General features: G+C 59.5%; 21 protein-coding genes and 3 pseudogenes. 12 read left to right on the plus strand and 12 right to left on the minus strand.

Features of this window, described 5'->3' with window-relative positions; all coding sequences use genetic code 11:
• Nucleotides 1–57: 57 nt before the first annotated feature.
• The 3 genes from IG616_RS13725 to IG616_RS13735 are packed head-to-tail and all read right to left on the minus strand — an operon-like array spanning nt 58 to nt 3,742.
• The gene (locus IG616_RS13725; protein ID WP_425504189.1) at nt 58–1,083 is read right to left on the minus strand and encodes a substrate-binding domain-containing protein; all 1,026 of its coding nucleotides are present in this window, start codon (nt 1,081–1,083) and stop codon (nt 58–60) included.
• 56 nt (nt 1,084–1,139) lie between these two features.
• On the minus strand, nt 1,140–2,153 hold the full coding sequence (locus tag IG616_RS13730; protein WP_192148737.1) for an ABC transporter permease: 1,014 nt from the start codon (nt 2,151–2,153) through the stop codon (nt 1,140–1,142).
• A gap of 11 nt (nt 2,154–2,164) precedes the next feature.
• On the minus strand, nt 2,165–3,742 hold the full coding sequence (locus IG616_RS13735) for a sugar ABC transporter ATP-binding protein (protein WP_192148738.1): 1,578 nt from the start codon (nt 3,740–3,742) through the stop codon (nt 2,165–2,167).
• Between the two features lie 120 nt (nt 3,743–3,862).
• On the opposite strand from IG616_RS13735, the gene mtnK reads away from it, so the two are divergent.
• The 11 genes and pseudogenes from mtnK to IG616_RS13790 all read left to right on the plus strand — a co-directional run bounded on the left by mtnK (nt 3,863) and on the right by IG616_RS13790 (nt 15,050).
• The gene (mtnK, locus tag IG616_RS13740) at nt 3,863–5,137 is read left to right on the plus strand and encodes an S-methyl-5-thioribose kinase (protein ID WP_192148739.1); all 1,275 of its coding nucleotides are present in this window, start codon (nt 3,863–3,865) and stop codon (nt 5,135–5,137) included.
• Entirely contained in the window at nt 5,134–6,243 is a 1,110-nt protein-coding gene (mtnA, locus tag IG616_RS13745; protein ID WP_192148740.1) for an S-methyl-5-thioribose-1-phosphate isomerase, read from the plus strand. The genes mtnK and mtnA overlap by 4 nt, the downstream gene beginning before the upstream one ends.
• Entirely contained in the window at nt 6,240–7,244 is a 1,005-nt protein-coding gene (locus IG616_RS13750) for a sugar-binding transcriptional regulator (RefSeq protein WP_192148741.1), read from the plus strand. Before mtnA ends, IG616_RS13750 begins: the two co-directional genes overlap by 4 nt.
• Nucleotides 7,238–7,903 (plus strand): class II aldolase/adducin family protein, encoded by a 666-nt coding sequence (locus IG616_RS13755; RefSeq protein WP_192148742.1) that lies wholly within the window; start codon nt 7,238–7,240, stop codon nt 7,901–7,903. Before IG616_RS13750 ends, IG616_RS13755 begins: the two co-directional genes overlap by 7 nt.
• Nucleotides 7,904–8,012: 109 nt before the next feature.
• Nucleotides 8,013–8,827 (plus strand): annotated as a pseudogene (locus IG616_RS13760) (IS3 family transposase); the annotation flags it as partial.
• 303 nt (nt 8,828–9,130) lie between these two features.
• Nucleotides 9,131–9,838, plus strand: a pseudogene (locus tag IG616_RS13765) (IS110 family transposase); the annotation flags it as partial.
• A 186-nt stretch (nt 9,839–10,024) separates the two neighbouring features.
• Nucleotides 10,025–11,641, plus strand: coding sequence for a Mu transposase C-terminal domain-containing protein (locus IG616_RS13770; protein WP_192148743.1), 1,617 nt, complete (start codon nt 10,025–10,027; stop codon nt 11,639–11,641).
• Between the two features lie 12 nt (nt 11,642–11,653).
• Nucleotides 11,654–12,536: pseudogene (locus IG616_RS13775) on the plus strand (TniB family NTP-binding protein).
• Entirely contained in the window at nt 12,533–13,396 is an 864-nt protein-coding gene (locus IG616_RS13780) for a TniQ family protein (protein WP_192148744.1), read from the plus strand. Before IG616_RS13775 ends, IG616_RS13780 begins: the two are co-directional and overlap by 4 nt.
• A 110-nt stretch (nt 13,397–13,506) precedes the next feature.
• Nucleotides 13,507–13,827 carry a hypothetical protein gene (locus IG616_RS13785; protein WP_246476228.1) on the plus strand — a complete coding sequence of 107 codons (321 nt, stop codon included), beginning with the start codon at nt 13,507–13,509 and terminating at the stop codon, nt 13,825–13,827.
• Between the two features lie 50 nt (nt 13,828–13,877).
• Nucleotides 13,878–15,050: a MalY/PatB family protein gene (locus IG616_RS13790; protein WP_192148745.1), complete on the plus strand. Its 1,173-nt coding sequence runs from the start codon at nt 13,878–13,880 to the stop codon at nt 15,048–15,050.
• Nucleotides 15,051–15,156: 106 nt separating this feature from the next.
• Here the strand turns inward: IG616_RS13790 and IG616_RS13795 are convergent, their stop codons facing one another.
• The 4 genes from IG616_RS13795 to IG616_RS13810 all read right to left on the minus strand — a co-directional run bounded on the left by IG616_RS13795 (nt 15,157) and on the right by IG616_RS13810 (nt 18,709).
• Complete coding sequence (locus tag IG616_RS13795) at nt 15,157–15,594, minus strand: ammonium transporter family protein (RefSeq protein ID WP_281393098.1); 438 nt, start codon at nt 15,592–15,594, stop codon at nt 15,157–15,159.
• Between the two features lie 216 nt (nt 15,595–15,810).
• Nucleotides 15,811–17,124 (minus strand): TRAP transporter large permease, encoded by a 1,314-nt coding sequence (locus IG616_RS13800; RefSeq protein ID WP_192148747.1) that lies wholly within the window; start codon nt 17,122–17,124, stop codon nt 15,811–15,813.
• Nucleotides 17,125–17,128: 4 nt separating this feature from the next.
• A complete protein-coding gene (locus tag IG616_RS13805) occupies nt 17,129–17,665 on the minus strand; it encodes a TRAP transporter small permease (RefSeq protein WP_192148748.1) in 537 nt (178 codons plus the stop codon).
• A 69-nt stretch (nt 17,666–17,734) separates the two neighbouring features.
• Complete coding sequence (locus IG616_RS13810; RefSeq protein WP_192148749.1) at nt 17,735–18,709, minus strand: TRAP transporter substrate-binding protein; 975 nt, start codon at nt 18,707–18,709, stop codon at nt 17,735–17,737.
• A gap of 247 nt (nt 18,710–18,956) precedes the next feature.
• On the opposite strand from IG616_RS13810, the gene IG616_RS13815 reads away from it, so the two are divergent.
• Entirely contained in the window at nt 18,957–19,664 is a 708-nt protein-coding gene (locus IG616_RS13815; protein WP_192148750.1) for an aspartate/glutamate racemase family protein, read from the plus strand.
• 203 nt (nt 19,665–19,867) lie between these two features.
• Here the strand turns inward: IG616_RS13815 and hglS are convergent, their stop codons facing one another.
• From hglS to IG616_RS13840, 5 genes are all read right to left on the minus strand, one after another.
• Nucleotides 19,868–21,268 (minus strand): 2-oxoadipate dioxygenase/decarboxylase HglS, encoded by a 1,401-nt coding sequence (hglS, locus tag IG616_RS13820; protein ID WP_192148751.1) that lies wholly within the window; start codon nt 21,266–21,268, stop codon nt 19,868–19,870.
• 23 nt (nt 21,269–21,291) lie between these two features.
• Complete coding sequence (gene amaB / locus IG616_RS13825; protein ID WP_192148752.1) at nt 21,292–22,794, minus strand: L-piperidine-6-carboxylate dehydrogenase; 1,503 nt, start codon at nt 22,792–22,794, stop codon at nt 21,292–21,294.
• A gap of 18 nt (nt 22,795–22,812) precedes the next feature.
• Entirely contained in the window at nt 22,813–24,015 is a 1,203-nt protein-coding gene (locus IG616_RS13830) for a pyridoxal phosphate-dependent aminotransferase (protein WP_192148753.1), read from the minus strand.
• Complete coding sequence (locus IG616_RS13835) at nt 24,002–25,063, minus strand: saccharopine dehydrogenase family protein (RefSeq protein WP_209007501.1); 1,062 nt, start codon at nt 25,061–25,063, stop codon at nt 24,002–24,004. The genes IG616_RS13830 and IG616_RS13835 overlap by 14 nt, the downstream gene beginning before the upstream one ends.
• Nucleotides 25,064–25,548: 485 nt before the next feature.
• Nucleotides 25,549–26,040 carry an Lrp/AsnC family transcriptional regulator gene (locus IG616_RS13840; protein WP_192148755.1) on the minus strand — a complete coding sequence of 164 codons (492 nt, stop codon included), beginning with the start codon at nt 26,038–26,040 and terminating at the stop codon, nt 25,549–25,551.
• Nucleotides 26,041–26,045 lie beyond the last annotated feature (5 nt).

Consider the following 26,045-nt stretch of genomic DNA (forward strand, 5'->3'; position numbering starts at 1 on the left):
AGCAGTCTGAGCCCGGCAGTGGCCGGGCTCATCCATTCGCAATTTCCCTTGGCGATCCTAGCGCTTGGGCAGCGGGATCCATTCGGCGACGGAGACATCCGCGTGCTGGAACTGGGGCATCTTCATGCCCAGGTCTTCCATGTTCTTCACGTCATTATCGTTCAGGAACTTCTGGGTGATCAGCGTCGGCGGTACGACGACCTGCTTGTCCGTCGTCTCGCCGGCCAGCATCAGAGCCAGGGTGCGGACGCTGACTTCACCAACAACCGCCGGATTGGTGGCAACGGTTGCGACCCAGGCAGAGTCCGGTTCCCGCATGGCGGAAATGTCCGCGGTCGAGACATCTGCGGAGTAGATCTTGATGTCCTGGTTGAGACCGGCCTCATCCACCGCGATCTTCACGCCCTTGGCGAACTCATCGAAGGGGGCGAACATGACGGAGATATTGGGGTTGGCCTGCAGCACCGACCGGGCCTGGTTGGCAACGGAGTTGGCAATCGGATTGTCCAGCGTGCCGAACATGGCCGCTTCCTGAATGCCGGGATTGGCTGCCTTGATTTCCTTCCAGGCAACGTCGCGGCGGTCCAGCGGGGCAATGCCCGGAACATAGACATAGCCCGCGGTGAAGCTGTTGCCATTGTCCTCGATCGCCTGGTCCAGAGCCATCTTGCCGAGGAGATAGTCCGACTGCTCGATCTGCGGCACGGCATCATTTTCGACGTTCACATCAAAAGCGACGACCTTGATGCCTGCGTCCACAGCGCGCTGCGCGGCTGCCTTCATGGATTCCGTCAGGCCGTGCTGGATGATAATGCCATTGACCCCGAGCGCGATGGCCTGATCGACCATATCCGCCTGAAGGGCCGCATCCTGGCGGCTGTCGAGCACGCGCAGGTCCACGCCCAGGGCTTCGGCCTGCTTCTCCACACCCGAAAGATAGGACTGGAAGAAGTCACCGGTCGACAAGTAGCGCACCAGCGCAATCTTGACCTCGCCCGGCTTGTCGAAGGGAGCCGGCATGTCCGCCGCCTGGACGGATCCGAGGGCCGCGAGCGTCATTCCCGCAGCTGCCGTGAGCTTCATGAATTCACGTCTGATCATTTTGTTTCCTCCCAAGTATTCCGTGACGCTTGTAAGCGTCAGGCATTTCTCCTGCCGCCGCGGCGCGAGGACAGGTAGAATGTGAAGACAAGGGCAGCGACCAGCACGGCGCCCTTGACGAAATCCTGCATGTAGTAAGGGGCATTCATCATCGTCAGGCCCTGAAGCAGAATGCCGACGAAGAGGGCGCCTGCCGCCGTGCCGAAGGCATTGGGACGGGCCGCGCCCAAAACCGCAAAGCCGATCAGGGCAGCAGCGACACTGTCGAGAAGAAGATTGTTGCCCGATGCGATATCCCCGCGGCCCAGGCGCGCCGCCAGAAGGATGCCGCCGACCGACGCCAGCACGCCGGAAATCATGTAGGCGGCGATCTTGTAACGCTGGACATTGGTGCCAACGAGGCTGGCCGCCCGCTCGTTCGAGCCGATGGCATACATCAGCCGGCCATGGCGGGTGAAGCCGAGGAACAACCAGATGATCACGGCAATCGCCAGGAAAATCACCACCGGAACCGGCAGAAGACGGTCGAGAAAGAGATCAAAGCGGTGACGGCCCAGCCACAGGAAGGCCTCGGAAAAGACCCCTTCGGCGACGCGGCCATCGGCGAGGCTCATACCGGTCGCGACCGAATTGCCCTGGGTCGGGATGCGCTGCAGACCGATCAAAAGGAACATCATGCCGAGTGTCGCCAGAAGATCGGGCACCTTCATCTTCACGATCAGGAGGCCGTTGATCAGCCCGACGACTGCCCCCATCACCAGGCACAGCGCGACGGCAACGAATGCGGATTGTTCCAGCACCACCATGGAATAGGCAGACAGCATCAGCGACGAGGTCGCGACCGACCCGATGGAGAGATCGAAGCCGCCAACCACGAGCGTGCAGGTGACGCCAAGGGCCAGAATGCCGGTGATGGCGACGGACTGGAAGATGAAGACTGCCGACCTTGGGCTGGCAAAACCGTTTGCATAAAGGCTGAAGAACAGAGCCAGGCCGCCCAGCAGCACGATGAAGCCATAGCGAATAGCATATTCGAGAGCATTTTTGTTCATGTGAGTGGTCTTCATCCTGCCTCGGCCTGTCTTCCGGCCCCCTGTCCAGATGACGCTCCGGCCTCTTCGGGGAGCGGCTCGCGGACCCGTCCGGACACATCCGCGACAAGCCCGTTCAGATCGATGTTCTTGTTCCGGTATTCACCGGCAATCGCGGCTTCGTTGAGGACGATGATGCGGTCGGCAATTTCCAGCGCCTCATCGATCTCCGCAACGAACACCAGCGTGGTCCGGCCTGCCGAGGTCTCGCGGATGTAACGGCCAATGTCGCGCCGGGCGCCGATGTCGACGCCCTGAAACGGCTCATCCAGAAGCAGGACACGGGAAGCCTGCAGCAGCCAGCGGCTGATCATGACCTTCTGCTGGTTGCCGCCGGACAGGGTGCCGATGCCGTCCCGGTCGCTTTCGCATTTCACGCCGATCTTGCCGATCATTTCGTTTGCCGCGCGGCGCTGCGCACGCTCGCTCAAGAAAGAGAACGTGCTGAAGGCCTTGAGGAACGGCAAGGTCATGTTGTTGGCAATGTCGAAGTCCCCAATCACCGCATTGGAGCCGCGGTCCTTCGGCGACATGAAGACACCCATCCCGACAGCCTGCGAGGCATTTCCCGGATGATAGGGCTTGCCGTCGAGGAACAGCTCTCCGCCTGCGGCTTCGGACAGGCCGAACACGATTTCGGCCAGTTCCGTCGTGCCGCTGCCCAAAAGCCCGGTGAAAGCGATGACCTCCCCTTCCCGCGCCGAGAAGCTGATCGGGGCGCTGTCTTGAAAGAGCTTCACATTCCGGGCTTCGAGAATAGTCTCACCGCCAGTCACCGGCTCAATGTCCACTTCGGTCATCTGGTGGCCGAGCATGGCATTCACCGCGCCGACATAATCCAGCTCCTCTCCTTCGAAGATGCCGGAAATGGCGCCGTCACGCATAGAGACAATCCTGTCGGCAACCCTTCTCAGGTCCGACATGCGGTGGGAGATATAGAGGATCGCAACCCCATCGGCCCGCAACCGGTCGATGAGCGAGAACAGGCGTTCCGCCTCGGACGCGGACAGCGATGAGGTTGGCTCATCAAGAATGAGCAACTGGGGCGAGCGGGCCATCGCCCGGGCAATCGCGATCATCTGCCGGTCGGCAACATCAAGATCCGCGACGCGGGCGCGCACATCCATGTCGAGCCCCATGCTCGCGGCAACCTCCTCCGCCCGCTGGCGCAGCTTCCGGTCATTCACGAACAGGCCCGCGCCCGGTTCCGTCAACCGGTCCAGCGTCAGATTGGTGGCCACATCGAGATCCGGAATGACACCGTCATCAATGGACTGGTGAACAGTCACCACGCCCTTGGATATGGCATCTGCTGCATCGATTGGCGCGAAGGGCTGACCCGCAAGCTCGAGCTCTCCTGCATCCGCATGATGATAGCCGCACAGCACCTTCACCAGCGTTGATTTGCCGGCGCCATTGGCCCCCATGAGAGCCGTCACCTCGCCCGCATGCAGCTCCAGATCAATCCCCCTGAGGACGTGATTTCGTCCGAAGGATTTCTCCAAACCATTAATCTTACAGGTGATTTTAGCCACCTTACCTCCCAGCATGTAACGAGCTCCTCTCTCGTGGGACAAGATACAGCACGCAATTTAGTCATTTGTCAACAAGCTTGACTTTTGAATATTTCTGCATTTTAGTCCGGCTAGACCGGGAGGAAAGATCATCAAATGGACACGCCAAACCCGCAGGATACGCGCTATTCGCCGCTCACCGCCGAGACATTGGCCCCAAAGCTGTCTCAGGTCGCAGCCGTTGCTGAAAGGGTCGGAGGGGACCCCGCCACATGGGATGTCGTGGAGGTCGGCGACGGCAACCTGAACCTGGTTTTCATCGTGAAAGGCCCGGAAGGCAGCGTCATCGTCAAACAGGCGCTGCCCTATGTCCGGCTGGTGGGAGACCGCTGGCCCCTGCCGCTCTACCGGGCCTTCTTCGAGTATCATGCGCTGATCCGGGAGGCGGAACGGGATCCCGGCGCCGTTCCGGAAGTCTTCCACTTTGACGAAGCGCAGGCGCTCATCGTCATGGAATTCCTCAGCCCGCACAAGATCCTGCGCCGCAAGCTGATTGATGGCGAAAAGGTCGAAGGCCTGGGCACGTTCCTTGGCCGCTTCTGCGCACGCACGGCCTTCCGCGGATCTGAGCTGTCCATGAAAAGCGCCGGCAAGAAGCAGGACGTTGCGCTCTTTGCCGGCAATGTCGCCATTCCCGCCATCACCGAAGCGCTGGTGTTCACAGATCCCTATTACGATGCGGAGATGAACCACCACACGGGTGAGCTGGATCCGGTCGTCGCGAACCTGCGCAAGAATGTAAAGCTGAAGGCGCGTGTCCAGCGCATGCTGATGAAATTCGCCTCCAACACCGAGACCATGGTGCATGGCGATCTGCACAGCGGCTCGATCATGTCCACGGCGGCCGAAAGCCGCGTGATCGATCCGGAGTTCGTGCAATACGGCCCCATGGGCTTTGACATCGGCATGCTGACGGCCAATTTCCTGATGGCTTATTTCAGCCAGCCAGCACACCGCAGCAGCCAGGATCTTCAGGACTATCAGGAGTGGATCCTGTCGGTCATCGGGGCAACCCTGACAACCTTCGACGAAGAGTTCCTGCACCTCTGGAAAACCGAACGGACCGGGATGCTTTATCCGGCCAGCCTGTTCGAGGACCAGGGCCAGTCGTCCGAGGAAACATGTGCCGCACTGCTTGCTGAGATCCGGCAGGACGCGGTCGCGTTCTGTGGCATCGAAATGCACCGGCGCACCCTGTCCCTCGCGCATAACGCAGACTTCGAGACCATCGAGAACACTGCTATCAGGGCACCGCTGGAAGCCCGCAACCTTGCCCTGGGCACGGAACTCATACTGAACACCGGGGCGATCCGCACGCCCCGGGCTCTTCTGGAAATCGCACGTCAATTCAATGCAAAGGACATCCTATGAAGGTCAACGGCACCCACTACCGCTCCCTTTGGTGGGATGAAGACAAGGCCGCGCTTCAGATCATCGATCAGCGCTGGCTGCCCCATGACTTCCGCATTCAGCAAGTCGATGACCTGCAGGCCTATGCAGATGCGATCGTGGAAATGCGGGTGCGCGGCGCGCCGCTGATCGGCGCAACCGCCGCCTATGGCATGGCGCTTGCCGCCCGCATCGATCCATCCAACGCGCATCTGGACAAGGTCTGGGCGTTTCTCGACAAGACCCGCCCGACCGCGATCAATCTGCGGTGGGCGCTGAACCGGTGCCGGGCGCATCTGACCGTTCTGCCGGAAGACCAGCGTGCTGAGGCTGCCCTCAAACTGGCGCACGAAATCGCCGACGAGGACGTCTGGATCAATCGCAACATCGGCCTCAACGGTCTTGAGATCATCCAGAAAATTGCCGCCAGCAAGAAGGATGGCGAACCGGTCCGCATTCTGACCCATTGCAATGCCGGCTGGCTGGCCACCGTTGACTGGGGCACGGCCACCAGCCCGATGTATCACGCCCATGACGCCGGCATCCCGATCCATGTCTGGGTGGACGAAACCCGCCCGCGCAACCAGGGCGCCCTCACCGCTTGGGAATTGGGCAGCCACGGCGTGCCGCACACCTACATCACCGACAATGCCGGCGGCCATCTGATGCAGCACGGCCTGGTGGATATGGTCATCGTCGGCACGGACCGCACCACGCGGCGGGGCGATGTCTGCAACAAGATCGGCACCTATCTGAAGGCGCTGGCCGCCCATGCGAACGACGTTCCCTTCTATGTGGCCTTGCCCTCGCCGACCATTGACTGGACCGTCAGCGACGGCGTCAAGGAGATCCCGATCGAAGAGCGCGGGCAGCGGGAGATCACCCATGTTCAGGGTCTGACGGAGACGGAAGAAATCTCCCAGGTCCAGGTTACCCCGCACGGCACCCCCGGCGGCAACCCGGCTTTCGACGTGACGCCGAACCATCTGGTCACCGGTCTGATCACCGAGCGCGGCGTTTGCGCTGCGACGCCGGAAGGTCTGGAGGGCTTGTTCCCTGATCTTTCACGGATTGCCGAGAGCGCATGACATCCGGCCAGAAGAAACCCGGCCCCACCGAAACCAAGTCCATCCTGCGGGCCCGCCCGCAGGACGAAGGGATCATTGAGGTTGCCTGGTGCTATTACCAGGAAGGCATGAACCAGAACGAGATCGCCGAGCGCCTCGGCCTCTCGCGGGCAACTGTCGTCAACTATCTGTCGGAGGCCCGCCGCCGGGACTATGTGCGCATCACCCTTGACCACACGATCTTCCGGAACCAGGAACTGGCCCGGAAGCTGGTGGACACCTTCGGGCTGAAGGATGCCATCGTGGTGCCCTCGTCTTCCGACGGGCCAGAACGGTCTCTGGACCGGGTCACCCGAGTCGTCGCCGACTGGCTGCCAAGCCTTCTGGAGCCGGGCGACCGGCTGGGCGTTGCCTGGGGCGAGACGATTTACCGGGTGGCGGAAGCAGCACCCCGCCTCTCTTTGAGCGAGCTGACGGTCGTGCAGCTGGTCGGCTCCCGCCCGGCTGCCATGGGCTTTGCGGCGGAGACCAGCTCGGCCACCCTCGCCCGGCGCTATGGCGCCCATTGCATCAACCTGCATGTGCCGCTGCTTCTGTCCGATCCTGATCTCGCCGACCGTCTCAAGCAGGAGCCCGTCATCCGGGAGCAGCTGGAGGCGGTTGCCAATTGCAACAAGACGGTCTTTGCCTGCGGCACCTGCGGCGAGAACAGCCACGTCGTTCACACCGGCCTTCTCGATCATGCGGACATCGCCGCCTGCGCGCAGCAAGGCGCTGTCGGGGTGATCTGCGGACGCCTGATCGACGGCGAAGGCAAGGGTCTCGACCGGGAAATCGAAAGCCGCATGATCGGCGTCACCCTCGACCAGATGCGCAACAAGGACATGGGCCTGCTTGTCGGCTCAGGCCCCGAGCGGGCCAGGCCCATGCTTGCCGCCATCCGCGGCGGCTATGCCACCCATGTCGCCACAAGCTCAGACACTGCCCAAGACATCCTGAAACTCGCGTTGGACCCATGCTGAAAACACCCTACACCGACACACCCGAACTGCGCCAGGCCATCATCGACACCTGTATCGACATGAACCGGCGCGGCATCAACCAGGGCACTTCCGGCAATATCTCCGTGCGCGCATGCGACCGCATGGTGATCACCCCGTCCGGGATCCCTTATGACCGCATGACACCGGACATGCTGGCCTCGATGCCGCTGGAAGGGACCGGCGAATGGGAGGGCCCTTGCAAGCCCTCGACCGAATGGCAGTTTCACATGGCGCTCCTGAAGGCCAAACCGGACATGCATGCCGTCGTCCACGCCCATCCGGTCAATTGCACGGCACTTGCGATGAACCGCGAGGAAATCCCGGCCTGCCACTACATGATCGCCATTTTCGGCGGCAACCGCGTGCCGCTGGCCAATTACTCGCTGTTCGGCAGCAACAGCCTCGCCGATGACGTGACCTCCACCATGAAAGGCTACAGCGGCTGCCTGATGGCCAATCACGGCGCGGTGGTGGTCGGCGAAACCCTCGAAAAAGGCCTGTGGCGGCTGGAAGAACTGGAAGTGCTGGCCAAGGCCTATATTCTCAGCCGGACCATCGGCACGCCGCATATCCTGAGCGATGCCGAAATGAGTGAAGTGATGGGCGCCGTGCAGAACTACGGGATGAAATCGACCTGAGACGCACGGTCCAGACGGACGCAGAAGAGCTGGCTCGGGAAATTTGCACAGCTGGGATAAGTGGAATTTCTGCCTGACTTTGGCTTAGATGCCGGAAACAGGAGAGACGATGACGAGACGACCGCGCCGGAACCATAGCCCGGCTTTCAAGGCAAAGGTGGCACTTGCCGCGATCAGAGGCGAGCAAACGCTGGTGGAGTTGTCCCAGCAGTTCGACGTGCATTCCAATCAGATCAAGCAGTGGAAAGACCAGCTCCTTGAGGGAGCGACGGGCGTTTTCGGTGATGAAGCGAAGGCGGAACCGGCCGGACCGAGCGTCGATGTGAAAACGCTTCACGCCAAGATCGGCGAACTGACGCTGGAGAATGATTTTTTATCCGGTGCGCTCGGCAAGGCGGGATTGCTGGGCGGAAAGAAATGATTGACCGCGAGCACAAGCTGCCGATCGTGAGGCAGGCCAGGCTCCTCGGCTTCAGCCGTAGCAGCGTCTACTATTCGCCGCGTCCTGTTCCGGACGTCGATCTTGCCCTGATGCGCCGGATCGATGAGCTGCATCTCGAGTATCCGTTCGCGGGAAGTCGAATGTTGCAGGGGCTTTTGAAGGGTGAAGGGATCGGGGTCGGGCGGCTGCACGTCGCTACGCTGATGAAGAAGATGGGCATTGAGGCGATTTATCGCCGTCCAAACACCTCAAAACCAGCGCCAGGTCACAAGATTTATCCCTATCTCCTGCGCAAGCTGGCGGTCACCCGTCCCAATCAAGTCTGGGCCATGGACCTGACCTACATCCCCATGGCGCGTGGTTTTGTCTACCTCTGCGCCGTCGTGGACTGGTTCAGCCGAAGGGTTCTGTCGTGGCGATTGTCGATCACGATGGAGGCGGACTTCTGTATCGAAGCGGTCGGGGAAAACCAGACGCGCTACTTCATCATTCCGATAGTCATACGATTGGTGCCAGTTCTCGGGTGGTTTGACTCAAACACTGATCGACCATTCGCTGGGTTTGTGCCGCGTGGCTTTCCGGCGTGATCTGACCCTCACTCCGATCGACCCGACGTGTGTCTTTCCCTGGACCTGTCGATCATCCGGGAACGCCTTGCGGCGAGGCTTTATCTCAAAGGTGCTGCCGTGACCCAAGAAGGGCCTGACCATCCGGTCTCAGGACTGTCCTGTCCCTGCCTCCTTCTGAGTGAAGCTTGTTTACATGCCGCAGGAAAGGAACTTCGGATGGCCGAACACCCAGAAGCGTCTCAGATCGTTGGTGGCGTCGACACCCACAAGGATTTGCATGTAGCGGCTGTCGTTGACCTCCGTGACCAAGTTCTCGGCACCGAGAGCTTTACCACGACACGACACGACACGGATATCGTTTGATGCTGACCTGGATGCGGTCATTCGGCGATTTGCAGCGTATCGGTGTTGAATGCTCTGGCAGCTATGGCGCGGGTTTGTTGCGCTACATGCAAGCGGCCGGCGTCGAAGTGTTGGAAGTGACGGCACCCGACAAACAGGACCGTCGCCGTCGAGGAAAAAATGATGACTTCGATGCACAAAGTGCGGCCCACGCAGCTTTTGCAAAACGACACACCGTGACACCAGGAAGCCGGGATGGAATGGTCGAAAGCCTCCGTGTTCTAAGAGTTTGCAGGAAGACTGCCGTTCAAGCCCGCCGCATTGCCCTGCAAATGATCCAGACGACAATTGTCTGTGCGCCTGACAAATTACGAGACCCACTGCGTCAAATGACGCGTATGCAGTTGATCCGCACGTTGGCAGCTTGGCGGCCTGATCTCACGGCTTATCGCCAGATTGAGGAAGCCTATCGCATCTCTCTCAAATCGCTGGCACGACGTTACCTTGAACTTCATGATGAGATTGCCGATCTGGACGACATGATCGAAGCCATCGTCAAAGACCTGGCTCCAGAGCTGCTGGAACAGCCCGTGATCGGCCTGAACAGTGCTGTGGCTTTCCATTTAATTCTAAGAATAGGGCACCAACGATTTCAGTCGTTTGAGCCAGCACTTAATTTGAGAATGGGCAGTTAATTTGATAACACGGCTTGGCTTTTGTCACTTAATGTGAGAATGACGTTCGCGATGTTTTCCTCGCGAGCCTGCCATGAATGATCGGTTCCCTGACGAGATTGACGAAGCGCTCTGGGATGAAGCTTGCCGACGGGCAGATGCGATCCGTAGCTTCCTGAAGCGCAATCCTGACGGTGCGACCGCCGCAGACGTTTCCCGGCTCGCTGTCGAGATGGATGTCAGCCAGGCGACGGCCTACCGGCTGGTAAAGCTGTTCCGCGCCGGCGGGACCGTTCTGTCTCTGGCCGATCGTAAGCGCGGACGGCCGGAGGGCCATCGTACGCTGGACGAAAAGCGGGAGGAGATCGTTGGCACGACTATCAAAAAGTTCTACCTGAAGCGAACACGACCGACGATCTCGCAGTTGGTGCGGGACGTGCAGACGAACTGCATCTCGGCCGGATTGAAACCACCGCATCGGCGAACGGTCGTCGCTCGCCTTAAGGACATCGACCTGCAGAAGCGCGCAAAGCGGCGCGGCGAACAGACGATCGTCAAGGCGACAACGGCCGTTCCCGGATTGTTCAAAGCCCCTCGTCCCCTGGCAGTGGTCCAGATCGACCATACAAAAGCTGACATCTTCGTCGTTGACGAGGAGACGCGGGAACCTCTCGGCCGACCATGGCTAACTTTAGCGATGGACGTCTGCAGCCGGATGGTGACCGGCTTCTATCTCACGATGGAAGCGCCATCCCGCCTGTCGACCAGCCTGTGTCTGTTACACTCCGTTTTCGACAAATCCGCATGGCTCCGGGAACGCGAGATCACGGAGCCATGGCCCGTCGCTGGTCTGCGGGACATAGTGCATGTTGACAATGGTCCCGACTTCCGCAGCCGGGCCTTCAAGCGAGGATGCGAAGACGCCGGCATTGCGATCGAGTGGCGGCCACCGGGGGAGCCGCATTTCGGCGGTCATATCGAACGCCTGATCGGCACGCAGATGGGGAGGCTGCATCTCTTGCCTGGAACGACCTTCAGCAACCCGCAGGAGCTTGGCGAATACAATTCCAAGCGGCATGCGGCGCTAACGCTTCGGGAACTCGAGCGGTACATCGCTCTCGACATCGTGGGCGCCTATCATCAGTCGATCCACAGCAGCCTTGGCCGGCCGCCCAACGCGGTGTGGCGGGAGCACGAGGGCGAGATTCCTCTTAGGCTGCCACAAGACAGGCTTCGTTTCTGGCTCACCTTTCTGCCCGAGCAGGAGCGAACCTTGCGCCCGACAGGCATTCACCTGTTCGGCTTGCGTTATTGGTCGGCAGCACTCAATACCGACGTCGGTCGTTCGGACCGGCGACTGCTTGTCAAATTTGATCCGCGCGATATGGCGCGCATCTTCGTTCGACGGCCATCCGGGAACTTCGTGGAAGCCCGCTATGCCGATGTGACCCTACCTTCAGTCACTTTGCATGAAGCGATTACGGCACGACGCAGCCTGCTTGCAAAGGGGCGCCGTGAAGCAGATACCCGCGCCATCGTCCGTACTGCGATCGCACAACGTGAGCTCGTCGAGGCGGCAACCAAAAAAACGGCAGCAGCACGACGCAGTAAGGCCTCCTCTTCGAAATCGAAGGTGGATGATGGCGGATGGGGCTCGCTCCGCGGTGTCGACTCCAGCAAACCTGTACCCTTTGTTGAGGATACGGATTGAGCTGGAGTGAAAATGAACGATGAAGTCTCCCACCTGACCGTCAGGGCTGCGGCGCTGCTTGCCGAAACGGACGAACGGCGCATTCGTGCGATACGATCACGCCGATGGGTGCTCTACCCACGCGCTAAACAGGCGTTGGGCCGGCTGAGTGCGCTCCTCGACCACCCACGCGGCACGCGCATGCCCTCTGTCGCGATTTACGGCGACAGCGGCATGGGCAAGACCATGATCATGAAGCGCTTCCGGGACGAGCATCCATCGATGCTTCAATCCGCTAACGGGCACGTTGAAGACACCAGTCCTGGCCATGGAAATGACCAGCCGTCCCGGTGAACGACGGTTCTACGCCAAACTCCTAACCCTGCTCGGCGCACCTCAGCGACCACGCGCCGATATCGCCCAAATGGAACAGGCTGCGTTGCGGATCATGGAGGCGATCGGCGTACAGGTGCTTGTCATCGACGAGGTACACAACATCCTCGCCGGATCCTATCGTGAGCAACGCATCGTCTTGAACACGCTCCGCTTCCTCAGCAATCGACTCCAGATCTCGCTGGTCTGCTTCGGCGTCAATGAGGCGCGCGAGGCCATCAGTGGCGACGTTCAGCTTGCACGCCGTTTCCAGCAGTTCACGTTGAGCCGATGGGCGGCCAACGACCAGTTCGAAACCCTGGTCGTATCCATCCTGCGTAATACGCCTCTGCGCAAACCCTCTGTGCTGACGGCGAAATCACTGCGACGGATTCTTCAGATCACCGAGGGTATCACCGCAAATATCTTTTACATGATCAACAGCCTCGCGATCGATGCCGTCGAGAATGGCCATGAGCGCATTACAGACGAAGCCATCGAAAGTTGGGAACCAGAGTTCGATACCGAAGCGGCCTACGCATGATGCACGTCGTAGCGACACGGCGGCTGCCGGTGATATTGCCATCCGTCACCGACGAGCTTCTGTCCTCCTGGACCGGCCGGCACGCCAGCTTCTATGAGGTCTCTCCGCTGATCACGCTGCGGCACTGCATTCCAGAAATCCGTTCCCTACGTAGCGCAGATCTCGATCTAACTAATGATCAGGAGATCCGCCTGGCCAACATGTTCGCCACGAAGCCGCCCGCGATACGTCAAATGACCTTTACAGATATTGCGCAAGCATCGCGTCGGCTCATCGCAGCACGACCAACGCAGGTTTGCGTGAACTGCAGCGCGGGTCTGGAACCGGTGCCCGTCCTGCGAGGCCAACTGCAGGGCTGGCGCATTACGTGCCCATTGTGCGGAAACCAATTCCGGGATGTTGATGATCACGAACGAGCCTCCCTTTTCCGGCAATATCTAGACACTGCTCTTCATGGAGAGAAGCTGCTCGATGATGAAGCCCGGCGTGGCGTCAAGACTTGGGCGTCGCCGGCTGGGATTGTGCATCTGCTGCTCATGCGCAGAATAGAGTTGCCTTTCCCGGCCGAGGAAGAACTGTGGCGATTTAGAGTGCTGGGAAAAATCATCCCGGAACTCGATCACGTACTTGCCGAAAGTTGCACCAGCTTCCCAACGCCCCAGAATCCAGTCTTGCCACTACATCTGCGAGCTGCCCTTCTGGCCGGTGTTGCAATGGTGCATTCCAGCGGAGTTGAAATGCTTCACATGCTGCCGCGGTCCACCTTGGGCTTGCACCGGCGACGCTTCGACCGGGAAGCTATGCCGTTCTTTGTCAGCGCCTCCCGAATGAAACACTCTACCCAAATGCAGTTAATCTGAGAATCAAAGCGCTGCGTTCTCATAATTAACTGCCCAAACATGCCAAAACTGCCGCATTCTTGCATTTAACTGCCAAACGACACTAGGGATTGCGGCCCTTCGATGGCCGCATGAGCCAGGGCACCGGCTCCACCGATGTCGGCGATGTCAGCTGGATCGTACCTACGGTCGAGTGCGCCACCGCGACCTGGGCTGCCGGCACCCCCAGCCATAGCTGGCAGGTCGTGGCCCAGGGGTGCAGTCCGGCCGCCCACAGGGCTATGCTGCGGGCCGCAGTCACCATGGCAGGGACAGCGCTGGAACTGATCGCGCATCCCGCGCTGCTGGAGAAGGCTCTTGAGGAGCATAGGCAGCGCCGCGACGGGAGGCCCTATATCTCGCTGATCGAAACTGCTGCGCCGGATCTTGGCCCGACGCCAAATGACATTTAGGGGATAAGCCTCAGTATGTCGGGATTTCCCCTCATCCAGCGGAGCAAATCATGAATTTTGACGAGATTATCGACCGCCGCGGCACCCATTGCTCCAAATGGGACATGATGGAGCCGCTCTACGGATTGTCCGCAAACGATGGCTTGCCGATGTGGGTCGCGGACATGGACTTCCGTCCTCCGGCGGTGGTGCAGCTCGCAGTGGAACGTATGGCTCGGCACGGAATCTACGGCTATTTCGGCGACGACCGTGCCTACAAGAATGCCATCTGCTGGTGGATGATGAACAGGCAAGGCTGGGAACTGGATCCGGCATCGATCTTCACCACGCACGGTCTCGTCAACGGAACGGCTCTTTGTATCGATACCTGGACGCAGCCGGGCGACGCCGTCGTGCTGATGACGCCGGTCTACCATGCCTTTGCCCGAGTGGTGCGTGCTGCCGGGCGGGAAATCCGCGAGCTTCCGCTGGCGCAGGAAGACGGCCGCTATCGGATGGATTTCGACAACTGGCATGATCGCATGACCGGCCGGGAGAAGTTGCTGCTTCTGTGCTCACCGCATAATCCGGGCGGGCGGGTGTGGACAGCCGAAGAACTGCGCGGCGTGGCCGATTTCGCCGAGCGTCACGGTCTGATTGTCGTGTCGGACGAAATCCACGCGGATCTGGTCTTTCCCGGCTACCGGCACATTCCCATGGCCATCGCTGCCCCCGATATCAGCACTCGTCTTGTCATGATGACCGCTGCAACCAAGACCTTCAACATTGCGGGTGCGCATGTCGGCAATGTCATCATTCCTGACCAAAAACTGCGGGAGGACTTCGCCAAGCGTCACGCCGCCATGGGCACGTCGCCCAATTCATTCGGGATCGAGATGGTGACCGCAGCCTATTCGCCAGAAGGCGCGGAATGGGTCGACGCGCTTATGCAATATCTCGATGGCAACCGGAAGGCATTCGACGCCGGTATTGCCCGCATTCCAGGGCTTCTCTCCATGCCGCTCGAAGCGACCTATCTGGCATGGGTGGATGGGTCGGATGCCTGCTCGAGCGGTGAGGAGTTTGTCCGCCGGGTACAACAGAATGCCCGCATCGCCGTAAACCACGGGCCGACGTTTGGAACGGGCGGCGAAAACTTCCTACGCTTCAATTTCGCCTGCCCCCGGCCGATGGTCGAGGAGGCGGTCAAACGCCTGCGCGCGGCATTTGCCGATCTTCAGTAACTGCCTAGAGCGTTTCATGTTTTGACGGCCACCACGCGGAAAGAGCTATCGCGGCAATTTACCGCCGCGATAGCGGTGTTCCAACTCTCACCAAGTTAGCATTGCCTCAGTTTACTGCCGTCGGGCTGATCTCGCCGGTGTTAATGAGAAGCTCCTGTGACATGGCGCTATCGAGGCCAGCCGCTTCCACCTCCATCGACACTCGCAGTCCAATTGTCTTCTCGATCAACAGCGTCACGAGCAAAGCGAAGATGCCGGTACCCGCCACAATAACGACCACGCCCAGAAGCTGTGTCGAAAGGGAAACTGACGCGTGCTGGAAAGCGTACGCACATTCCTTGATGCCGGAAAAACCATCTTGCGGCACGCCGCGCCCGACGATGCCGACTGCCATAACGCTGAAGATCGAAGAACTGAGTGCGAGAGGTGCGACCTTTGGCTCGTCGATTTTCAGCATATCCATCAGGGATTCACCGCCCTTGAGGGCAAATGGTCCAAACAGCGACAACAGGAAAGCCTGCCAAGGCATCACGACATTGAACAGTGCCGACCATGCACTAACATTCCAAACGGATCACCCCATGGGGGCAGGCCAGGGAAGCGCGTATCGTTGAACGCGCTTTGGTATCGGCCCGGGCGCGTTGACAGAAGCCATGGAACTGCCCGCCCGGAATCTACAAGGTCAGACCGCTTGACAGTAGAGAACGAGGGGCTTTCCTTGCCAGCTGGTTTTTTTTGCAAAAGAGCCTTTTCCGGGCCGCTAGAAGTGGATTTCGCGCATATGCTCGGGCATCCAGGTTGCTATATCCGGGAAGAAGATCAGCACGAAGACCATCAGCACCATGATAAGGAACATGGGAAACGCGGCGCGCGCGATGAAGCTCATCTGATGGCCCGTCATCCCCTGCATGACGAAGAGGTTGAAGCCCACCGGCGGCGTAATTTGTGCCATTTCAACAACCACCACAATGAAGATGCCAAACCAGAGCACGTCGATGCCGGCCTGCCGGATCATCGGCTCCACCACGCCCATGGTCAGAACAACAGAGGATATCCCATCGAGGAAACAGCCAAGAACCACGTAGAACACCAGCAAGGCCATCAGAAGTTCAAACCGGGTCAGACCGAAGGAATTGATCCATTCCGCCAAAATGCGGGGCAACCCGGTAAAGCCCATCGACAAGGACAGGAAGGCCGCGCCCGCAAGGATGAGGCCGATCATGGCTGAAGTGCGGGTGGCTCCCAGCAGACTTTCCCTAAACGAAACCCAGGTCAGCGAGCCCTGCAGGACGGCGAGCAGCAGAGATCCCACCACCCCGAAGGCCGCGGCCTCGGTGGCTGTTGCCAATCCCAGATACATCGAGCCGATCACAACCAGGATGAGACTGACCACCGGGATCAGAAATCGTGAATTCTTGAGCTTTTCGACGAAGGACATCTCGGGCTCTGCGTCAGGTGCGTAGGTCTTGGAGACCTTCGACATGACCGCGATGTAGATCATGAAAAAAGACGCGAGGATGATACCTGGCACAATGCCGGCCATGAAAAGCTTGGTGATGGATTCGTTGATCGTCACGCCATAGACGATCAACGTCAGCGACGGTGGGATCATCAAACCCAAGGTGGCCGCGCCCGCCAGGGTACCGATTACCAGTTCCTCCGGGTAATTGCGGCGGCGCAGTTCCGGCACAGACATCTTTCCGACTGTCATCAGGGTCGCGGCCGATGAACCGGAGACGGCAGCGAAGACGGTGCAGCCGACGACATTCGTGTGAAGAAGCCTGCCCGGCAGCTTTGCCATCCACGGAGAGAGGCCCTTGAACATGTCTTCGGAGAGACGCGTTCGAAACAGGATTTCACCCATCCAGATAAAAAGGGGCAGCGCTGTCAGCGTCCAGGACGAAGACGAACGCCATATGGTCGTCATCATCGCATCGCCAACGGGCCTGCTGGTAAAAAGTTCCATGCCCACCCAGGCGACGCCGAGCAGGGAAAGCCCGACCCAGACGCCGGAACCCAGGAGCAGAAACAGGATGAAAAGAAAAATTATGATGGGAGCGAGTTCAGCAGTCATTGTTCTATTCCGTGAGTCCCGCTTCGCCACCTTCATCGATATTGTCCCGTCCCGTGAACAGCATGGTCAGGAGGTTGTCGATAAAGCAAACGGCGAGGATGATGGCGCCTGCGGCGACCGGAATTTGCACATACCAAAGGGGTGTGGCGTCGAGACCCTGGCTGAGGTCATTGAATTTTCTGGACCAGTAAACCAGCTTGAAGGAGTACCAGGCGACGTATGAAGAGGCGATCGCACCAATCACAAGGCACCAGATTTCTCCAAGAAACCGTTGTTTACCCAATACTGCGAGAAAAATGCCGACGCGGATATGCGCCCCGCTGTTCAGCGTATAGGCAAAGGCCAGGAATGTTGATGCCGCCATGAGATAGCCGGCGTATTGCGTGCCGCCCGGAAACGTCAGCCCGGTCCAGCGCGCCACCATCTGCGCCACGATGACCAGCAGGAGACAAAACAGGCAGACAGCGGCCAGATATCCGGCAGAAAGATAAAGACGGTCCAGCGCATTGCCGACCGGATGCTTGCGAAATGATGCGCTCATAATGATCCTCAGACAAAATGAAAATCATCCCGGCACCCTTCAAGGCACCGGGATGCATCTATTGCGGGATCACTGGGCTTGCTTGTAAGCCTCGACGATCTTCTTACCCTGATCGCCAGCCTTTTCCAGCCAATCGGCGGTCATCTTTTCACCGAGACCTTCCAGATCCGACTTGAGCTGGTCAGACGGCGGCGCAACCTTCATGCCGTTGTCGGCCAGTGTCTTGAGATATTTGGCGGTCAGGTTCTTGGCCATGTTTTCGCCGTTCACCGATGCTTGCTCGCCGCAATCCATGATCGCCTTCTTCGTGTCATCGTTCAGGGCGTCATAGGCGTCCTTGTTGATGAAGACCACGTCACGCGGCAGCCATGCCTGCACGTCGTAAAAATTGGTCAGGCTTTCCCAGACCTTGGAGTCGACGCCCGTTGAGCCGGAAGAAATGAAACTCTCCACCACGCCCGTTGCCAATGCCTGGCTGAGGTCGGCCGCTTCAATCTGCACCGGCTGCATGCCAGCCAGCGATGCGATCCGCGCGGTTGCGGCATTGTAGGCGCGGAATTTCAGCCCCTTGAGGTCAGCAACGGAGTTCAGTTCCTTGTTGGCGTAAATTCCCTGGGGCGGCCAGGCGACTGAATAGACATAGACGAGGTTCTGATCTTCGAGGGCAGTCTTGATATCCGGAAGAGCCGTGCTCCAGAGTTTGTCGGATGCGTCGAAAGAGGTTGCCAGGAAAGGAATAGAGTCGACACCGAAGAGCGGGTTTTCATTCGCGTGAGCGGACATGAGGCGTTCTCCAATTGCCACAAGGCCCTTCTGAACCGCGCCCTTGATGTCGTTGCCTGCGAAGAGCGAGCCGCCCGGATGGGTCGTTATCGTCAGGCTGCCTTTGGTCGCTTCGCCAACGCACTTGGCGAAATTGGCGCCGTTCTCTGAATGATAGTTGCTGGCAGGATACGCCATCGGCATGTCCCAGCTTTCCGCATGCGCCTGAACAGCCGCCAGTGCGAAGAATGAAACTCCGAGAAGTCCTGTTTTCTTGATCATGTTACTGTTCCCACTAGCTTTGTTGGTATTGTTTTCGCAGGCTAGAGCTTAGCCATTTTTTTATAAACGGGTATCGGCGTTTTTGCCGGGATTCCGGCAAAAACCGTCAAAGTGACGGCGTCAGCCATCAAACTGAAATTTCTTCCTCAATTGGCCGTCAATTTCCAGCTGTTTGCGGCGCACCGATACTGCTACCCGTCAATATGTAACCAAGCACAGCAAATGCCAGCAAGAGACCTCGACCCCAATGATGACTGCGCGTTTGGAACCATTTATCGGAATTCTGGCACTGGATACGACGTTCCCCAGGATCAAGGGCGACGTGGGCTGTCCGGACAGCTACCCCTTTGCCTCAAAAGTCGTGATCATTGATGGCGCTGACAGCCCGGCAATCGTCCGCGACGGTGAGCCGGATGGCGCACTGCTCGAGCGCTTCATTGAGGCAGCGGTTGATCTAGAAAAGAGTGGTGCAAGCGCGATTGTCTCCACTTGCGGCTTTCTGGTGAGTTCACAAAAGAAAATTGCAGCCGCCGTGAAAATTCCGGTCATGCTTTCAAGCCTGACACTCTATCCAGTCATCGCCGCCACTTGTCCGGGAAAGATCGGCATTCTCACAGCCTCACGGCAGGCCCTCGGGCCGAATGCGCTTGCTGCTGCAGGAATCGCGCCGGAACGGGTGGCGATCGCCGGCATGGATGGCGAACCGGTCTTCACCCAGACATTCCTGGCGACCAAGGAAAAGCAGAACCGGACCTTTGAGCGCGAGGCCATGGAGGCGGCTGTCTGCAACACCGCCCGCGCACTGTGCAAAAGCGAGCCTAGTCTTTCCGCCATTCTTCTCGAATGCGGCAATCTGCCTCCCTACGCGGACGCAATCCGCAAGGCGACCGGGCTTCCCGTCTTTCATCTGCTGGATGCGGCAGCACTTATGCTGGCGGCAAACAACATAGATTGAGGATGAGGCCGGCCGCTCGCCTCCGGTTTGATAATGGATCCGGGCAGGTCAAAGCTCTTGTGCCGGCGGCGCGCGCCGCTGGATCCGGCCATTTTCACGATGCCGCGAAGGAAGTAAGCGCTCCAGCAAACCGGCACCCTCCAACGCCGTTTCAAGGCGTTGGAGGGTGTGATCCTTGGCCCCAGCGGGCCCGCTGCCTTCGCTCAGGCAGCTTCGTCGAGGCTTGCCAGATGTGCCTGCCCGAGCGCCGTCAGCGCCGCCACCAGGCTGCCGGTTTGTGTTTTCGAGTATAGGCCGGTTTCACTCGCGACCTTTGCACCAAGCGCCTCTTCAAAAGCCGTCTGGTTGGCTTTTCCCGAATAGTTGGACTGCGCGTCAGAACCGAGGTTCGACTGGAAGATGCCCGCGGCGGAAACCGGCAGGAAGTCTTCATAAACCTGCGGATCAGCGATGAGCGCACCTGACTTGATGAGCTCTTCCAGGTTCGCCGACGTCCCGTCAAAGGTTGCCCCCGGAGCTGCACGGTAGCGGAAGAACGCCAGTTTTTCGCGGCGAAGCGTATCGAAGCTGTCCGGGAATGCTTCGAACTGCTTTTTGAGTTCTTCCTCGTAGGAAGAAGCGCCATCCCCCTTGCTGCCGACAGCAACGGCCTGACGGGTTTTGCCAAGCAGTTCGTCGTAAAGAGCCCGGCCCTTTGGCGTCAAAGCGATCCCGCGTTGTTCGATTTCACCGAAACGCGCGGTATGCGTGCCTTCGCTGCTGCCAGCTTCTCCGGTAAAATTGATCTTTTCTTCCAGAGCCTTGAACGACGTCTGGCGCAGCAGGATCTCAGCCTGGCGGCAAGGAGGACCTTCAATCACCGCCTTGGGCGTAATGCCGCGCTCCGGCATGCCCTTTTGAACCGCGTCGATATCAAGCGTGCGCGGCGTCAGGTGGTTGATATGCGGGCCGCGGAAGCTCACGACATCGGCAATCAACCGGTGCGCGTCATGCAGCTTCTTGTAAGTTCCGGCTGAAACAGTTGCTTCTGAGTGCCAGCGGAATGTCTCCAGCGCCTCGGTAACGAACTCTTTTGCTTCGGCTTCGGTCAAGCCGCCGTTTTTCTCTGCGGTTGCGATCAACTCAAGCGCACGATCCGTCACGATCTTGCGCCGGGCAAGAATACGACCGGCTTCTTCGGCCAGCCCGCGGTCCTCCAGCAGCTCGAGACGGATCAGAGAGGTGAAGACCCGGAAGGGATTGCGCGACAGCGCCGCCTCGTCCACCGGGCGGAAGGCCGTCGAATGAACAGGCAGTCCGGCAACTGAAAGATCATAATAGCCAACCGGGAACATGCCCATCACGGCAAACATGCGGCGGATATCGAACAGTTCTTGTGCGGTGCCAAGCCGGATTGCGCCGTGGCGTTCAACGTCGAGGCGCTCGAGTTCGCCTGCAGCTTCCAGCCGGGCCTTCAACGCCGGGTCGGCTGCAAGAACCGCTTCGTTGACGTCGCGAACCAGATCGATAAGCGTTCCGTATTGCGGCACTTCCGTCCGGTACATTTCCGACATGGCGTTGGAAAAGAGCGTGCGGATACTGTCGGAGTGAATTACGTCTGACATGGTTTTCGTCTCGGTGATGTTTCTCAGAAGTCGAACTTCACGCCCTGAGCAAGCGGCAGCTCAGAAGAATAGTTGACGGTAGAGGTCTGGCGGCGCATGTAGCCCTTCCAGGCATCCGAGCCGCTTTCGCGTCCGCCGCCGGTTTCCTTTTCGCCGCCGAATGCGCCGCCGATTTCAGCACCGGACGGACCGATGTTGACGTTGGCGATGCCACAATCGGAGCCGGTGGCCGACAGGAAGGTTTCCGCCTCACGCACGTTCAGTGTGAAGATGCAGGAGGAGAGCCCCTGCGGAACGCCGTTCTGGACGCCGATGGCCTCTTCCAGCGTGTCATAGCCGAGCACATAGAGGATCGGCGCGAAGGTTTCCTCGCGAACAGTGTCAGTCTGCTCCGGCATTTCGACGAGTGCTGGCTCCACATAGGCGCCGCCCTGCGGGACGTTTGACGTGACAATGTGTCCGCCATGCACCTTACCGCCCTCGGCTTTGGCTTTTCCGATCTGCGCCAGCATGCGCTCACGTGAGCCTTGGTCGATCAGCGGACCGATCAGCGTCGTTGCCTGACGCGGATCACCGATCGGAAGCGAGGCGTAGGCTTTGGTCAGGCGGCTCACAAGCTCTTCGCGGATCGAGTTGTGGGCGATCAGGCGGCGAAGGGTGGTGCAGCGCTGGCCGGCTGTGCCGACAGCGGAGAAGACAATGGCACGGACGGCCATGTCGAGATCGGCAGACGGTGCCACGATCATCGCGTTGTTGCCGCCAAGCTCAAGGATCGGACGGCCCCAGCGGGCCTGAACCTTCGGACCGACAATCGAACCCATGCGGGTGGAACCGGTGGCCGAAATAATCGGAACATCCTTCGAAGCCACCAGCGCTTCGCCGAGGCCGGCGCCGCCGATGACCAGCTGGGCAAGACCCTCCGGAGCGTCAGAACCGAAACGCTCGATTGCCCGCGCCAGGATCTTCATGCTGGCGATTGCCGTCAGCGGCGTCTTTTCGGACGGCTTCCAGATCACGGGATCACCACAAACCAATGCAAGCGCTGTGTTCCAGCACCAGACAGCGACCGGGAAGTTGAACGCGGAGATGATCCCGCAAGGCCCCATGGGATGCCAGGTTTCGGTCATCTTGTGGCCGGGGCGCTCCGATGCGATCGTCAGGCCATAAAGCTGGCGCGACAGACCGACTGCGAAGTCGCAGATGTCGATCATTTCCTGCACTTCGCCGAGGCCTTCAGAGGTGATCTTACCCGCTTCCAGCGTCACGAGCGCGCCGAGTTCGGCCTTGGAAGTGCGCAGCTCCTCGCCAAGAAGACGCACCAGTTCGCCGCGGCGTGGAGCCGGAACCTTGCGCCATGCCTTGAACGCTTCCTGGGACTTGGCAATGATGGCCGGCATATCGGCCGCCGGAGTTTCCATGATCCTGGCAATTTCCGTCCCGTCGATCGGGCTGAAAACGGGAAGCGTGCCGCCACTCAGTTCCTGTCCGGTGAAACCGGCTGCGGTCAGAATGTCGTTATGGCTCATGGTTTGTCTCCTTCGAGATCAGCTGTTGATGCGAGCGGTCACAGCTGCGGACATGCGGGCAAGACCAGCGTCGAGTTCAGGGTCGGAATAGGCGAAGGACAGCCGGGCGTGACCCGGTAATCCAAAGGCGCGGCCTGGCACGATGGCGATACCCGCCTTGTCGAGAAGCCAGCCGCAGAAATCGGCGTCGGAGGCAAAGCCGCCAGCCTTCAGCACGCCTTCCACATTCGGGAAAGCGTAGAACGCGCCGTCGGGAACAGGGCAGTCAATGCCGGGAATGGCGTTGAGCGCGCGGACAACCTTATCCCGCCGGGCGCGCATGGCGCTGCGGCGCTCATCCAGCAGTGCCTGGCCGCCCGTCAGGGCCGCAAGAGTGGCAGCCTGGGCAATCGAGCATGCGCCGGAAGTGATCTGACCCTGGACGGTACCCATTGCCTTGATCAGCTCGGCAGGGCCAACCCCCCAGCCGATGCGCCAGCCCGTCATGGAATAGGCCTTGGAAACGCCGTTGACGATCAAGGTGCGCTCAGCGAGTTCCGGCGCACAGGCCTTGAAGGAATGAAAAGGCACGAAATTCAAATGCTCGTAGATCTCGTCCGCGAGGATCCAGATGTGGGGATGGCGAGCCAGAACGTCTGCCAGGGCGCGGATCTCCTCCGGGCTGTAAATCGCGCCGGAAGGATTGGAGGGGGAATTGAGCATCAGCCAGCGCGTGCGCGGCGTGATATTGGCCTCCAGTGCCGCCGGGGACAGCTTGAAGCCTTCCGCCATCGGACAGGCAACAACGACAGGGGAGCCTTCCGCCATCGAGACGATGTCCGAGTAGCTGGTCCAGTAAGGCGCCGGCATGATCACTTCGTCGCCCGGCTCCAGCGTGGCCAGCATGGCATTCGCCAAGACCTGCTTGGCACCAGTCGAGACAATCACCTCCTTGGCGGTGACATCGTTGATGGCAGCGATAGCAGCGCGGAGTTCGGCGGTTCCGAGCGTTGCCGGATACCGCGTTTTCCCGGCCAGCGCTGCCGCATGAGCAGCTTCAACGACATGGAGCGGCGTTGGGAAATCCGGCTCCCCGGTCGCGAATGAAATCACATCGCGGCCTTCCGCACGCAGCACCGCGGCCCGTTCTGCGAGCTGAACGATTTCCGATATTTCAAGCGATGCGATGCGGGACGCGCGCTTGAAACCGGCCGTTCCCGCCCCGGCTTCAGTTCGAAGCATAGCGCGCTCCGTTTTCCGTCTTGAGGAACGCATCCAGCGGAATGTCTTCCTGCTTCAGGAAGCCCTTGCCCGGCAGTGCTCCATCGCGAACCATTTCGATCACAGCAGCAACAGACGAAGCCGTCGTCCAGGCAATGGCCGTTCTGTGCTTGCCACCGATTACTATCGGCTTGAGGCCGCGCACGAATTCACGGCGTTGAAGACGTCCGTCTACACGCCCCTCCGCAGCCACGTGGATATAGACGATGTCATCGCTTACGGGCGGCTTGGCGTTGACCAGAATTTCACCCGCTTCCTTGCGGCGCTCGCGCATGAGCAGTTCATGGAAGAAGAAGTTCATCAGTTTGACGTGACCTGGATAGCGCATGGTCTTGTAGTCCATGTCCGGCACGCGGCCCTTGTAGGTTTCGCACATGGTGCCGAGGCCGCCAGAGGTGGTGAAGGCCTCCAGTTCAATGCCGCCAATGACGATCCTCTCGACCCACTCCATAGGCGAAACCCACTTGATTTCGCCGTTCTCGAGCACTTCGCAGTCGTTGAGATATTCATTCACCACGCCTTCCGGCGACCAGTTGAAGGAATAGCCCATCAGTCCGCTGGGATGCTGCGGCAGGGCACCGACCCGCATGCGGCAGGATCGGCAGTCATCGAATTGTTCAATCAGGTTCGCACCAACGATGCCGACGAAGCCGGGGGCCAGACCGCATTGCGGCGCCATCAGCCCTTTTGAGGTCTTGGCCATCTCCATGATCGCCTTGGTGGTGGGCACGTCCTCGGTCAGGTCGAAATAGTGAAGCCCGAGAGAGTGCGCGACTTTGGCGACATCGGTGTTCAGGAAATACGGCAGGCAGGACAGAACCGCATCAAAGCCGGTAAGCGCCTTTTCCAGCTCGACTTTGTCGCTGACATCAAGCTGGCCGGTGCCGAAGGGCAGACCGGCCTTGGCCGGTGCCGCATCAAAACCCATCACCTCAAATCCGCTTTCCATCAGAAGCTCGGCGGCAAGTGCGCCGACCTTTCCAAGACCAAGTACAGCAACCTTTTTCATAATCACCTCGAAACCTTGACTGAGCTTATGGTAGCCACTTCACACATGAATAAAATGCCATGTTTAGGCATTTTTGAATGATGAAAAGTAATGAATTAGACACCGGCTGGTGGCCCTTTCACAGCTTCCGCTGCTCCGCTGCTCCGCTGTTTCGAGGCCGCGGCCAAGTACGGGAGCTTTGCGGCTGCAGCCGATGAGCTTGGTCTTATTCAGGAGCGGTCAGCCGGCAGCCGAAGGAGCTGGAAGAGCAGATTGGCATCGCGCTCTTCCGCAGGGAGGGCCGGACCATCGTCCATGCGGTTGCGGCGGGCAGTTCCACGCAGTTGCTGTCAATCGCGGTCCTGCCGGCCTATCTGATCGAGCAAGAACTGCAGTCCGGCGCCCTGATCCAGGTGCCGGCGCTGGCAGAGCCTCTGGCAGTTCAGTTTTCCGCCTGGATCCGCAAACAGGTCAGCCGCCCGGCAAGGCACCAACCGCATCCGGTTTCACGAGACAAGTTGAAGCCTTGGCGCCATGCGCGTGGCTGAAATCATGGCATTTCTGGCGAACTTGCTGGCCAGTACAATCATTGTATCAACCGTCATGATGCCCGGAATCACAGCGACTTCCTCAACCAGCGCATCGAGATCTTCCGAGCACGGGGTGCGCACTGTGCACATCAGATTGTAATTGCCGCTGACGGTTACGCATTCTTGAATTTCGGGGTAAGATTCGAGCGCTGAAACGATCCGGCTGCAATGCGCGCGATTGCACGTGATAAACAGCAAGGTGCGCGTTTCCTGGATATCCAGCTCGGGCCTGACGATCGCCGAATACCCCATAATCACGCCTTCGCGCTCCAGCCGGGCGATCCGCTCATTCACGGTTGACCTCGCCACGCCCAGCTTGCGGGCAAGTTCGGAGGTCGAAATTCTGGCATCTTCCTCAAGAGCTGCGATCAGGTTGCGGTCTATCGCGTCCCGTTTACGAGTATACATGGTCT

This window comes from Roseibium litorale (genome assembly GCF_014842915.1).
In the GTDB taxonomy this organism is placed as follows: Bacteria; Pseudomonadota; Alphaproteobacteria; order Rhizobiales; family Stappiaceae; genus Roseibium; species Roseibium litorale.

Coding starts and splice junctions, on each gene's coding strand:
- IG616_RS13735 (WP_192148738.1), bottom strand. CDS start 3,742: ATGCTGGGAGGTAAGGTGGCTAAAATCACCTGTAAGATTAATGGTTTG.
- IG616_RS13725 (WP_425504189.1), bottom strand. CDS start 1,083: ATGAAGCTCACGGCAGCTGCGGGAATGACGCTCGCGGCCCTCGGATCC.
- IG616_RS13790 (WP_192148745.1), top strand. CDS start 13,878: ATGAATTTTGACGAGATTATCGACCGCCGCGGCACCCATTGCTCCAAA.
- IG616_RS13805 (WP_192148748.1), bottom strand. CDS start 17,665: ATGAGCGCATCATTTCGCAAGCATCCGGTCGGCAATGCGCTGGACCGT.
- IG616_RS13785 (WP_246476228.1), top strand. CDS start 13,507: ATGAGCCAGGGCACCGGCTCCACCGATGTCGGCGATGTCAGCTGGATC.
- IG616_RS13780 (WP_192148744.1), top strand. CDS start 12,533: ATGATGCACGTCGTAGCGACACGGCGGCTGCCGGTGATATTGCCATCC.
- IG616_RS13835 (WP_209007501.1), bottom strand. CDS start 25,063: ATGAAAAAGGTTGCTGTACTTGGTCTTGGAAAGGTCGGCGCACTTGCC.
- mtnK (WP_192148739.1), top strand. CDS start 3,863: ATGGACACGCCAAACCCGCAGGATACGCGCTATTCGCCGCTCACCGCC.
- hglS (WP_192148751.1), bottom strand. CDS start 21,268: ATGTCAGACGTAATTCACTCCGACAGTATCCGCACGCTCTTTTCCAAC.
- IG616_RS13840 (WP_192148755.1), bottom strand. CDS start 26,040: ATGTATACTCGTAAACGGGACGCGATAGACCGCAACCTGATCGCAGCT.
- IG616_RS13730 (WP_192148737.1), bottom strand. CDS start 2,153: ATGAACAAAAATGCTCTCGAATATGCTATTCGCTATGGCTTCATCGTG.
- IG616_RS13750 (WP_192148741.1), top strand. CDS start 6,240: ATGACATCCGGCCAGAAGAAACCCGGCCCCACCGAAACCAAGTCCATC.
- IG616_RS13800 (WP_192148747.1), bottom strand. CDS start 17,124: ATGACTGCTGAACTCGCTCCCATCATAATTTTTCTTTTCATCCTGTTT.
- IG616_RS13755 (WP_192148742.1), top strand. CDS start 7,238: ATGCTGAAAACACCCTACACCGACACACCCGAACTGCGCCAGGCCATC.
- IG616_RS13815 (WP_192148750.1), top strand. CDS start 18,957: ATGATGACTGCGCGTTTGGAACCATTTATCGGAATTCTGGCACTGGAT.
- IG616_RS13810 (WP_192148749.1), bottom strand. CDS start 18,709: ATGATCAAGAAAACAGGACTTCTCGGAGTTTCATTCTTCGCACTGGCG.
- mtnA (WP_192148740.1), top strand. CDS start 5,134: ATGAAGGTCAACGGCACCCACTACCGCTCCCTTTGGTGGGATGAAGAC.
- amaB (WP_192148752.1), bottom strand. CDS start 22,794: ATGAGCCATAACGACATTCTGACCGCAGCCGGTTTCACCGGACAGGAA.
- IG616_RS13770 (WP_192148743.1), top strand. CDS start 10,025: ATGAATGATCGGTTCCCTGACGAGATTGACGAAGCGCTCTGGGATGAA.
- IG616_RS13830 (WP_192148753.1), bottom strand. CDS start 24,015: ATGCTTCGAACTGAAGCCGGGGCGGGAACGGCCGGTTTCAAGCGCGCG.